An 11,555-nucleotide genomic window follows, 5' to 3' on the forward strand; every position below is an offset into this window, starting at 1 on the left:
TGTGAGGCTCCCGCCGGTGATGGCGGGAGCCTTTTGTGTATTAGTTTAGGAGTTTTTGCGGCGGAGTTTGAGAAGTCCGCGATTAATGTGGGCTGCCCAGAGGGGGCCTTCGTAGAGGAAAGCAGTGTAGCCTTGGACGAGGTCCGCGCCAGCATTAAGGCGGTCTTGGACGTCGCGGGCGGTGGTGACTCCGCCAACAGAGATAATGGTGATGGTGTCGCCAAGCTCCTGTTTGAGCAGGCGTAGTACTTCGAGGGAACGGGTTTTAAGCGGTTCACCGGAAAGTCCGCCCGCGCCAATAGTGGTGATTTTGGTTTTGGGGCTGCGTAGGCCAAGTCCATCGCGGGCGATGGTGGTGTTGGTGGCGATAATGCCGTCAAGTTGTAGTTCTTCAGCAAGTTGGGCGACTGCGATAATGTCTTCGTCTGCCAGGTCGGGCGCGATTTTGACGGTGAGCGGTATGTGGCGGTGGGGTGAGACACGGTCAGCTTCTTCCCGTACGGATTGTAGGAGCGGACGGAGTGCCTCAATAGATTGGAGGGAACGCAGTCCTGGGGTGTTGGGTGAACTGACGTTGACGGCAAGGTAGTCGGCTTGGGGCGCGAGGGTACGGGTAGAGATGAGGTAGTCGTCGATAGCGTTATCGAGTTCTACGGTTTTGGTTTTGCCGATATTGACACCGATGAGGGGCCGGGTTTGGGCGGGGTATTCGGTTTCGAGGTCGGCACGGGCAGCTGCGACGCGGGGCCCTACTGCTGCGGCGCCATCGTTGTTAAATCCCATGCGGTTAATGACGGCTTTATCTTCGATGAGGCGGAAGAGGCGGGGCTGAGGGTTCCCAGGTTGGGCTTGTGCAGTGACGGTTCCGATTTCAATATGACCGAATCCGAGGGCAGCGAGCGCAGGGATAGCTTTGCCGCCTTTGTCGAAGCCTGCGGCGATACCGAAGGGTGAGGGGAAGGTGAGCCCCATGGCGGTGGTTTGTAGGTCGGGGTGGGGTTGGAGGTAGTGTTTGAGGGCTCGGGTGATGCCGGTGTTTTTGAGGGTTTGGATGCCCCAGAGGCCGATGTGGTGGGCTTTTTCTGGGTCCATGCTTGCGAAGAAGAGTTTGAAGAAGGTTGGGTAGAGTCGCATGGTGTGCTCCTTGGGGTGGTTAGTTGGTGGTTTGTGCGGGTATTTTGTCGGTGGCGCCTCCGTATCGGCGGTCGCGGTGGGCGTATTCTTCGACGGCTTTGTAGAGGGTGCGGCGGTCTACGTCTGGCCAGAGTACGTTCATGAAGACCATTTCGGCGTAGGCGCTTTGCCAGAGGAGGAAGTTGGAGATGCGTTGTTCTCCGGAGGAGCGGAGGAAGAGGTCTACATCGGGTAGGTCTGGTTCGTCGAGGTATTTTTGGAAGGTTTTTTCGGTGATGGCGTTGGGTTTGAGGGTGCCTGCTTGTACGTCGCGGGCGATGGCTGCGGCGGCGTCTGCGATTTCGGCACGTCCGCCGTAGTTGACGCACATGGTGAGGGTGCAGATGGTGTTGTTACGGGTTTCGCGTTCGCATTGTTCGAGTTGTTCGATGACGTTTTTCCAGAGTTTGGGGCGGCGGCCTGCCCAGCGGATGCGTACTCCCCAGGATTTGAGGGTTTCGAGTTGGCGGTTGAGGACTTCGGTGGAGAATCGCATGATGAAGGCGACTTCGCTGGGTGAGCGTTTCCAGTTTTCGGTGGAGAAGGCGTAGGCGCTGATGTAGGGGATGCCCATTTCTATGGCTCCGGCGACGACGTCGAGTAGGGCGGTTTCGCCTGCGCGGTGTCCTTCGTTGCGTGGGAGTCCGCGTTCGTTGGCCCAGCGTCCGTTGCCGTCCATGACGATGGCGACGTGTTGGGGGGTGAATTTTTTGGGGATGGGTGGTGGGGTTGTTCCGGTGGGGTGTGGTGGGGGTTTGATGGGCATTGGGGTCTTTCAGGTTGGGTGTGGTTTCTTGGGGTTATTGTACCGTGTGGGGTTATGGTGTTTTGGTTTCGAGGTGGGTGAGGGTTTTGAGGGGGGTTTCGAGGTGGTATTGGGTGGTGTTGAGGATGAGGTTGAGGATTTTTTGGGTGGTGTGGGTGGGGGTTTTGTCGATGGTGTCCCAGTGGCCGGTGGTGAGGGCGTTGAGGTAGGTGGTTTCTTGGGTGTTGAGTGGGGTTAGGGGTGTTGTGGTGGTGTGGGCGCAGGTGGGGCAGAGTGTGCCGTGGGGGGTGTGGTAGCTGGTAGGGGTTGGGGTTCCGCAGTGGATGCAGGTGTTGGTGGTGAGGGGCCATCCGGCTAGTTGCATGGCTTGGGTGAGGTAGCGTGCGAGGATGTGGTGCGGGTGGTGTTTTTTGTGGGCGAGGGCTGCGAGCGCACCGTGGGTGAGGGTGTAGTGGGGTGGGGTTTCTTCGGGGGGCGTGTTGGTGGTGAGGGTTTCGCAGGTTTCGGCGATGACTGCTGCGGTGGTGTAGGCGGTGTAGTCGCCCATGATGGGGGCGGTGTAGGCGTGGAGTGTGGTGGTTTGGGTGATGGTGCGGAGTGTGCTGCGCCCTTGGGTGAGGGAGAGGGCTACGTGCATGTAGGGTTCGAGGCGGGCGCCGAATTTTGAGTTGGGTTTGCGGATTGATTTTGCAACGGCGTGGGTGATGCCGTTGTTGCGGGTGAGCATGATGATGATGCGGTCTGCTTCGCCGAGGTTTTGGGTGCGGAGGATGAGTGCGTGGTCGGTGTAGGTTTTGGGGGTGCTCACTGTGGGTTTATTCGTAGTCGATGTCGTCTTCGGGGGTGAAGGTGTTGTCATCGTTGGTGAGGAGTTCTTCGAGGTCTTCGTCGTCGTCATCTCCGTAGACGGCGAGGGGGGTGACTTCGTTGTGTTCTTCGAAGAGGGCGTTTTCGTAGGTTTCGAAGGCGTTGGCGATTTCTACGTAGGCTTCGTCGATGGCGGGGTCGTGTTCGCCGTTGCGGTTGGTGACGGCGGTAAGGTGGTTTTTGAGTGCGGTGATGAGGCGGTCAAGTTCGGTGTGGGGGTTGTTATTCATGGTGTTATTGTATCCCACTGGTCTTGGGTTGTGGTGTGGGTGGTGTGTTCAGGCGCGCACCCGTTGTGGTGTGGGTGCGCGCCTAGTGGGGTGTTATGGGGTGGTTAGTGTCCGAGGGTGTCGAGGGATGCTCGGATTGCTTCTGCGGAGGCGCGTAGTTTTGCGTGTTCGTTGTCGTCCATGGGGACTTCTAGGACGCGTTGTACGCCGTCGCGGCTGACGATGGAGGGTAGGGAGAGTGCGACGTTGTTGAAGCCGTACATTTTTCCTGCCATGGTGGTGGAGACGGGTAGTACTGCGTTTTGGCCTTGGAGGAAGGCTTCGGCGATGCGGGAGGCCGAGACGCCGATGGCGTAGTTGGTGGAGCCTTTGCCTGCGATGACGTTGTAGGCGGCGCGCATTGCGTCGTGGGCGAGGGAGTCGCGTACGTCTTGGGTGAAGAGTTTCTGGCCGTTGTGTTCCCATTCGGTGAGGGGGACCATGCCGATGTTTGCGGCGGACCAGACGGGGAATTCGGAGTCGCCGTGTTCGCCGACGATGTTGGCGTGGACGCTTTTAATGGATACTCCTGCTTTGGCGGCGATGAGCCAGCGTAGGCGGGAGGAGTCGAGGACGGTGCCGGAGGAGAGTACTCGGTTGGCGGGTAGGCCGGTGATTTTTTGGGTGACGACGGTGAGGACGTCGCAGGGGTTGGTGACGAGCATGTAGATGGCGCCGGGGGCGACGCTCATGAGGTCTGGTAGGAGTTTTTCGAGGATGCGGACGTTGGCTCCGGCGAGTTCCATGCGGGGCTGGTTGGGTTCTTGGCGTGCGCCGGCGGTGATGATGATCATGTCGGCGTCTTTGAGGGTTTCGAGTTCGCTTCCGCCGATGATGTTTGCTTCGTGGGCGAACATGGAGCCGTGGGCGATGTCGAGGGCTTCTGCGTGGGCGCGTTTGCCGTCGATGTCGTAGAGCACGATTTCGCTGGCTGAGCCGCGGAGGGTGGCTGCGTATGCGGTTGCGCTACCGACGCCGCCTGCGCCGATGATGCCGAGTTTGGTGGGTCGAGTTTCGCCGTTCATGGGTTTTCCTCTCGGTTGATGTGAGGGGTTAGTGCGGGGGTTTCCCTGTGTTCTATTATGCCCTATTTTTGAGGGTTTGTGTGGTTTTATTTTTGATTTTTTAGAGATTTGTAGCGGCTTTATGGTGCTACAACCGATTTTTCTCTCATAAAACCATATAAGGGCGGATTGACTTTTTCATGCAGGTCACAGAAGCGATAATCTGCTGGCGTGTTGTGGTGATCGCCTGTGTGGGGTGGAGTTAGGTGAGGGCAGTTTTGTGACGGTTCTTAACTGTCGAAGTATGTTTGCACCTGCACCGCTCCCCCGGCCTTTTCAAATTCTGCCTGCACGTCAGCGGCGAGCGCATCATCTGTGAGGAAATCAAGTGCTACCACCGCTAGGCCGTAGGCGCCGTCAAGTGCTGCTTCTTCGGCGCGGGGTGATTGTGCGGCGGCGGCGAATTCTGCGGTGTGTAGGCCGGTCCCTTCGGGTGCTATCTGGATGAGCGGGTGGATTCCTGGTAGACGCAGGCTAATGTTCCCGAAGTCGGTGGATGCTGCTAGGGTGTCGCTGATGGTTCCAGCCGGGTATGGGTTGCGCCCTATCTCGCGTTGAGCCAGTACCCATCGTTGCCCTAGTGTTTGGTTGGAGCGTACTGGCATGGTCATGGGTGAGGAATCCCAGTGGATATCGGCCTGTACGCCCGCCATGAGTGCTGCACCGTGAAGTACGTCTTCTATTCGGTGTGAGAGTGCCCGTAGGGTGGGGGCGTATCGGGAGCGGATATTAATGTGCAGGCTTGCTGTCTGTGGGATGAGGTTGGGGGTCTGCCCCCCGTTGTCGATAATGGCGTGGATGCGGTCGCTGACCGGCAGCTGTTGGCGTAACAGCCCCAGCCCCTGGTAGGCCAGTGCTGCGGCGTCTAGGGCGTTGCGGCCCATAAAAGGGTGGGAGGAGGCGTGGGCGCTGATTCCGCAGTAGGTGACGCGGCATTCACGTCGCCCTAGCCATGCCTGATCCGCTACATCAATGAAATACGGGTGCACCATAATGGCTGCATCCGCCGTGTCGAATGCTCCGGCACGTGCCATGTTTTCTTTGCCGGCGTCGGATTCCTCGGCGGGGGTTCCCAGGTAGATAATGCGTCCGCTAAACGCATCCGGGGTTTTCTGTAGGGTGTCGGCGAGCGCAAGAAAGGCGCCAAGGCCCGCAGCTGCGATCACGTTGTGTCCGCAGCCGTGGCCGATACCGGGTAAGGCGTCGTATTCGGAGAGGATGGCGATGGTGCGGTGTTTGCGGGGGTCATAGTTGGCGGATTGGAGTGTGGCGGCAAATGCGGTGTCCAGCCCGCAGACGGGGGTTTCCACATCGATTCCAGCATCGTGTACTGCTCGGGTGAGCTCTGCGCAGGCGTACCGTTCTTGGTAGGCGGTTTCGGGGTTCTGGTGGATGGCGTGCAGCAGTTGTATGAGCTGTTCTTTGCGCCCGGCAATAGCTTTGGCGATGTCGTGTTTGAGGTGCGCATACCCGCAGTCTTCGTCAATGGGGCGTGAGGTGATGCTGTGATGCGCTGTTGCCTTACGGTGTTCCGTTTCGGCGGTGAGTGCAGTGAGGAATTCACTTCCGGGGTGTGCTGTTTTTTCGGGTGTTTTTTGTGCGGCGGATTGTGTGCTCAGGTTAGGGTGTGGGTTGCTGTTCATAGTTCTACGCTACCGGATGCTTCCTCCGGCAGGTTGGGCGGCTGGAGGTGCGGGGATGTGTGATTTCAGAAGATTGGAGGCTTTTGGGGTGTTCTTCTAGCCGCAGGCCCAGCCAAAAACATTGTTATCGAGATCGATTTGGGCACTGCCGCAGTCTCCGAATTCAAGAACACCCATCTCGGTGATCTCCAGGTAGTAGGCGCTGAGCCTTGGCGGTAGGGACTGTCCGGGTAAGGCGGTGCCGCCTAGGTGGCATTTGGAGAAGAGCGGGTCGGCCCAGTTTCGAAAATCACCGGTTTCTTCGTCCCAGGGGTCTTCGTATCCGTTAATTCCGTCATCGGCGGGCGGGACTCCCGCATTCGGGTCGGGGCGGTATACCAGTCCGAGCGCTTGGATGGGGTGGGTGGCGCCCCACTGGGTGAAGAGCCGGGTGCGCTGGTGCGGTGGAAGAATAATGAATTGTTCACCTTCCCGGTACGGGTTGGTGGGGCCGTTGCTGCGGGCCGAGAACTCTTCGCGGGTTAGGTAAAGGAGCCCAAAAACACCGCCTAAGGAGTCGTGTAGTTCTTGGAACATTGGGTGCGGCTGGTACTGTCGCAGCTGCGTTGTGAGCGGGGTGTCGCTGTGTTCTTTCAGCAATAGTGGGGGTGTTTCTTGGATGATTTCCCACGAGTCTCCCGCGAAGAAAGATACCGCCACGTATTCGGGGCCGCGCCTGCGGTATGGTTCCGGTAGGTGCAGGGTGAAGATGTGTTGCATGGGGAGCCCTGTGTGGGGGCTTCGCGGCCACTGCTCGTCACTAATGCCTGGGCCGCGAGAGCCTAACCAGCCTGCTTCGGTCACTGCCGCCTGATCGGCAACTAGTGTTTTGTTCTGGGGGTCGTAGGACCAGGTGCGTGTGGGGTCCTGGGGCGTAATATCAAACGTAATATCGTAAGCTTTCACCGGGAATACCCCTATCTTTAGTGGTTTCTCTTTGTCAGGTTAGCAACTGATATATGCCTGAAATTTTGGATTCTCGTCAGAACTACTTTTAAGCATCCATGACAACGATTCCCGCCGCAAACTATGCAGTTTAGCCTTAGGGTTATGTATTGGGGGTGAGGCGCATAAGGTGAGCAGGTATGAAAACATGGTCTATAAGAAAGGGCCCCAGTGTAACTACTGGGGCCCTTTTCTGCCTTAACTATTCAAGGTCTTGGTGCGCGAGGGGGGACTTGAACCCCCACCCTCTAATACGAGGACTAGCACCTCAAGCTAGCGCGTCTGCCTATTCCGCCACCCGCGCAGGTGACTTGTGGGCCTTCACAGAGTGGCCGCCCACAGCAACATGTAATACTTTACGGGCTTTACCGCACCCGCGCAAATCAAATAGACGTGTTATACACCACTGTTTGCGGGGTGTTGTGGGGCGGTTTCATGACCGCCCCGAATTTCCCGCACCGTTTATGGCGTACTCTAACCCGTACCGCACCGCGCCGTCTCGACACGCTCATTTCCTCGCCGCACAGAAGCTTAGAATAGAGACTATGAAGAATGAGAACCTTACCCGCGAAGAAGCCGCGCACCGCTCAGAGCTACTCACCGTAGAGTCATACCACGTGCATTTGGATCTCACCCATGCCAAGGACGAGACCCGAGAATCCTACCCCACCGTCACCACCGTACGGTTTGACGCCAAAGCTGGAGCCGAAACATTCATCGATTACATTCACCACTCCATTGACTCAGTCAGGCTCAACGGCACCCACCTGAACCTCGCCGAAGTCATTGACGGATCCCGTATTAAACTGCCGAACCTGGCCAAACACAACGAACTCACCATTCATGGGCGCTCCTACTACTCGCGCTCCGGGGAGGGCCTACACCGCTACATCGACCCCTCCGATCAGCGCGTATACCTCTATACCCAGTACGAGCCCGCCGACTGCCGCCGAGTCTTCCCGAACTTTGAGCAGCCCGACCTGAAAGCTGTCTTCAATTTCCGGGTCACCGCCCCCAAAGAATGGGTGGTCAGCTCTAACGGGGTGCTTGAAACGGAAGTACCCGACCCCACCGATTCGGGTATCACCAAACGTGTTTTTGCCCCCACTGAACGTATCTCCACCTACATCACCGCGATTCTTGCCGGAGAATACTTCACCGCAACCGACACCTACCGCCCCAAGAGCACCGTCAATAGTGGAGACGTGCCGTTGGTTGCTTACTGCCGATACTCCCTCAAACCGCATTTCGACTACGACAATATTTTCCGGGTCACCAAAAACGGGCTGGACTTCTTCCAAGACCTCTTCGACTACCCCTACCCATACCCCAAGTATGAGCAGGCATTCGTGCCCGAATACAATATTGGCGCCATGGAAAACCCGGGTATGGTGACCTTCACCGAAGACTACATTTTTGTTTCTGGTGCCACCGAGGATGACTTGGAGGGGCGCACCAACACCATCTGCCACGAGATGGCGCACATGTGGTTCGGCGATCTAGTCACCATGAAATGGTGGGACGATCTCTGGCTCAAAGAATCCTTCGCCGATTTCATGGGCACTCTCGGCGCTATCGAAGCCAACGGGTTCAAAGACGCCTGGGTCACCTTCGCCAACCAGCGCAAAGCATGGGCATACCAGCAGGACCAGCTGCCCACCACCCACCCGATCGTGGCCGACATTGCGCACCTTGAGGCGGCAAGCCAAAACTTTGACGGCATCACCTACGCCAAAGGGGCCTCCACCCTCAAACAGCTGGTCGCCTACGTGGGCTTCGAAACCTTCATCGAAGCAGCCCGCGTGTACTTCAAACGCCACGAATGGGCGAACACCACCCTCAACGATTTCCTGTCCGTACTCAACGAAGTATCCGGCAGGGATATGCAGGCGTGGTCACGGGCCTGGCTGCAAACCTCAGGTCTCTCAACTTTGGGAACCCGCCGCGTCTACGGACCCGACGGACAACTCACCGACCTGTACCTCACCCAGCAGCTCCCCGAAGGCATACCCGCAGGGGTGGGGCGCCCGCATGTGGTCAAACTAGAGACCTTCCGCCAGCATGAGAACCGACTGGTCTCAACAGGGGTACTCTCCCTGGAATACCCCAATGAGCCCATCACAGAACACCGGGTTGAGCTCACCGATGAGCACAAAAAGCAGGTGGGTGAAGCCGACCTGCTCATGCTCAACGCCCAGGACCACACCTACGCAAAAGTGGCGCTCACTAACGACGATGGGCTGCAGGCTGCAATCGCTGGTGTATCCACCCTCGAATCCACGCTATCTCGCGGGCTGATCTGGGGCGCACTCTGGGAGAATGTGCGTGATGCCCGCCTGCCAGTCAGCACCTTCGTAGATGCAGTAGTGCGCAACGTGTCCCTCGAGCCCAGCGCCTCCCTGCTTGGCAGCATGGTCTCCCACGCCCAAGCAGCGGTAGCGAACTATGCCTCCCAAACAGAACGGGAAAACCTCTACAACGCACTCCATGATGCCTTCAGCACCGCCCTTGCAGCCGCCTCCCCCGGCTCGGATGCGCAGCTCATCCTGCTCCGCGCCCTCATCACGGTTAGCGGCGTCGCCACCCAAGGCGAAGAAACATGCCGCGACATCGCCCGCGGGGCCTTTGAAGACACCACCGGAGACATTGCAGTGGCCACAGGCATACCCTACGACCAGAACCTTGGCTGGGCTGCCCTTGGTGCCCTCGCCGAACGGAACCTTGTGAGCGTCGCTGAGCTGGAGCAGGCTGCCGGTTACAACCCCTCCTCCATCTCAGCCAATGGTTACGCTTACGCGCTCGCGGCATTACCGCAGGCCGAGCACAAGGCAGAAGCATACCGTACAGTTATGGAAGACAGCACCCTCTCAAACGACGCCCTCTCCTCAACCGCCAACGGATTCCGGCTCGGCCCCGATGAGTTGCGTGAACCATACTTCGAGAGCTACTTCGCGGCGCTGAGCGATATTTGGGAGTCCCGGTCCATTGGGATGGCCACCCGTATCGTACGTGGGCTCTACCCGCGCATCTCCTACGGCCACGGGTCAGCCGCAGGATTAGACGTGGATAACACCGCCCCGGTAGCCCTCGCCGAACGCTGGCTGCAGGAGCACCCCGAAGCACCCTCAGCGTTACGTCGCCTCATCCTTGAGGCCCAAGACCTCACCCGGCGTAACCTGAACGCGCAGAAGTTCAACGCGACACACTAAACACCTGTGTATTCGCTCACCTCATAGACGCAGGCGCCCAGCGCACCCCACCGGGACAAGGGCCGGGCACCTGCGTACTGCCGGTGTTTACGCGGCATACCAGGTACCGCGCCCACGACTCGTCACAGGTGTTAAAACCGCAAAAAGTTTTGGGTCAGAGAATCGCCAGTTTTTGCTGTACCTCTGTTCGGCTCAGTCTCAAAAACATGAGAGAATAGAAGCATTATCTGTCACCCGATAAATGTATCCACATAAATATAAGGAGTTTACTTTGGTCGACTACATCCTCGGTGACCGCGGAAGCGTCGAGATTGTTACCGATGGCTACTACGAGGCCGAAACCCTTCAAGTCTTTGAAGAACTCCACATTGACCGCGAGCGCATCTGGTTCGGAGAGGCCCACCTCGTACCAGAACCAGATAATCCTTATGAGCCTAAGAGTATCGCCGTGTACATTGACGAGCTCAAAGTTGGCCGAATGAGTGTTAAGGATTCAGCCGCATACTGGGAGCCAATAACGCGAGTAGTTGCTTCAGGTTACGTTCCGGTAGTTCACCTGCAGCTCTCAGCTATTGCGCGCCGTGTCGGTGAGGGCACCCGCATCGAAAGCTACGGTGTGTTGTCGCTTTCAGCACCAGGTTCGCTCTTCCCCATTAACCAGGCCCCCGCACGAGCGGCCCTGCTTCCGCAGGGGCAGTCAATGAAAGTTCTTGATGAGAAAGACCATTCAGAGTACCTGCACAGTATCCTGCCCCCCAATGGTGAAGGGCGTGTGATTCTGACCCTTGAGGCGAACCAGATGAAGCTCTCAGATGGGCGTCTTATCGACACAGTTGAGGTACTCCACGACCGTAAGTTGGTGGGCCGGCTAAGCACACAAATGTCCGCGCAGCTAGCTCCCGTGGTGAAGTACGCCTATGACCGTAACCGCCTCACAAGCGCCTGGGGTACTATCCGTGGCAATAGCTTGGAGCTTTCACTGACGGTTCAAGCACTGCGAGCCAGCGAGATCCCGGCGGAATGGTACCGCACCCTGCCAAATAATGTTCCTGAGCTGCTCCCCGAAGGGGTGGCCTATGAGGTTCCTGACGCATATGTTGCCACTGAGGGTGAGAATAACCGCTCCGCTATTGAGGAATCAACAACGAAGAAGCGACGCGGATTCATGAGCGCGCTCACCGGTGGAGGTGCCCCCGCTGAGACCGCCGCTCCTGAAACTCTCAGGGCTGAGGGGCTGCAGGAGGACAGCACCGAAGCCGTCGTACGGGGCGAGCGCCGCCGCCTGCTGACTCTTATGAGCGTCACCGGTTTGGCTGCGCTGTTAATCGGCTTGATCGTGGCATTCTCATACCTGGTGGTAGGCTTCATTATTATGGCGCTGGGGGCGGTACTGGTCTTAGCCACCCTGTATGTTGGGCGGCAGATGGCGGTAAGCCCATCAGTCATCCGATACGCCGATTATGAGGCTCAGAAAGAGGCCCAACAACAGCAGGAGAAACCGGAGAAACCGCTTAATACGGCGCGCCACTAAAGCCCGTCGCGGTTCTACGCGAATGAAGGCCCCCACCCCAGGTTATATT

The 11,555-nt window shown here is 58.0% G+C and carries 9 protein-coding genes and 1 tRNA gene; 2 read left to right on the top strand and 8 right to left on the bottom strand.

The window, feature by feature from the left end; genetic code table 11:
• Window positions 1–45: 45 nt before the first annotated feature.
• The 8 genes from D8M41_RS04005 to D8M41_RS04040 form a co-directional block, all read right to left on the bottom strand.
• Window positions 46–1,134 carry a quinone-dependent dihydroorotate dehydrogenase gene (locus D8M41_RS04005; protein ID WP_006887115.1) on the bottom strand — a complete coding sequence of 363 codons (1,089 nt, stop codon included), beginning with the start codon at window positions 1,132–1,134 and terminating at the stop codon, window positions 46–48.
• Between the two features lie 19 nt (window positions 1,135–1,153).
• Window positions 1,154–1,939: an isoprenyl transferase gene (locus D8M41_RS04010; protein WP_006887315.1), complete on the bottom strand. Its 786-nt coding sequence runs from the start codon at window positions 1,937–1,939 to the stop codon at window positions 1,154–1,156.
• Between the two features lie 52 nt (window positions 1,940–1,991).
• Window positions 1,992–2,747: a DNA repair protein RecO gene (gene recO, locus D8M41_RS04015; RefSeq protein ID WP_006887252.1), complete on the bottom strand. Its 756-nt coding sequence runs from the start codon at window positions 2,745–2,747 to the stop codon at window positions 1,992–1,994.
• 7 nt (window positions 2,748–2,754) lie between these two features.
• Complete coding sequence (locus tag D8M41_RS04020) at window positions 2,755–3,036, bottom strand: hypothetical protein (RefSeq protein ID WP_023133090.1); 282 nt, start codon at window positions 3,034–3,036, stop codon at window positions 2,755–2,757.
• 104 nt (window positions 3,037–3,140) lie between these two features.
• Window positions 3,141–4,100: an L-lactate dehydrogenase gene (locus tag D8M41_RS04025; RefSeq protein WP_006887285.1), complete on the bottom strand. Its 960-nt coding sequence runs from the start codon at window positions 4,098–4,100 to the stop codon at window positions 3,141–3,143.
• A gap of 269 nt (window positions 4,101–4,369) precedes the next feature.
• Window positions 4,370–5,782, bottom strand: a complete 1,413-nt coding sequence (locus D8M41_RS04030; RefSeq protein ID WP_006887103.1) for an amidohydrolase — start codon at window positions 5,780–5,782, stop codon at window positions 4,370–4,372.
• A gap of 96 nt (window positions 5,783–5,878) precedes the next feature.
• On the bottom strand, window positions 5,879–6,727 hold the full coding sequence (locus tag D8M41_RS04035) for a hypothetical protein (protein ID WP_006887332.1): 849 nt from the start codon (window positions 6,725–6,727) through the stop codon (window positions 5,879–5,881).
• Window positions 6,728–6,981: 254 nt separating this feature from the next.
• Window positions 6,982–7,070: transfer RNA gene (locus D8M41_RS04040), tRNA-Leu, on the bottom strand.
• A 241-nt stretch (window positions 7,071–7,311) separates the two neighbouring features.
• Here D8M41_RS04040 and pepN point away from each other — a divergent pair.
• Together pepN and D8M41_RS04050 are read left to right on the top strand one after the other, a co-directional pair.
• A complete protein-coding gene (pepN, locus tag D8M41_RS04045) occupies window positions 7,312–9,975 on the top strand; it encodes an aminopeptidase N (protein ID WP_006887287.1) in 2,664 nt (887 codons plus the stop codon).
• 271 nt (window positions 9,976–10,246) lie between these two features.
• A complete protein-coding gene (locus D8M41_RS04050) occupies window positions 10,247–11,506 on the top strand; it encodes a hypothetical protein (RefSeq protein ID WP_006887334.1) in 1,260 nt (419 codons plus the stop codon).
• Window positions 11,507–11,555: the final 49 nt, after the last annotated feature.

This window comes from Rothia sp. HSID18069, assembly GCF_003989155.1.
GTDB lineage: Bacteria > Actinomycetota > Actinomycetes > Actinomycetales > Micrococcaceae > Rothia > Rothia aeria.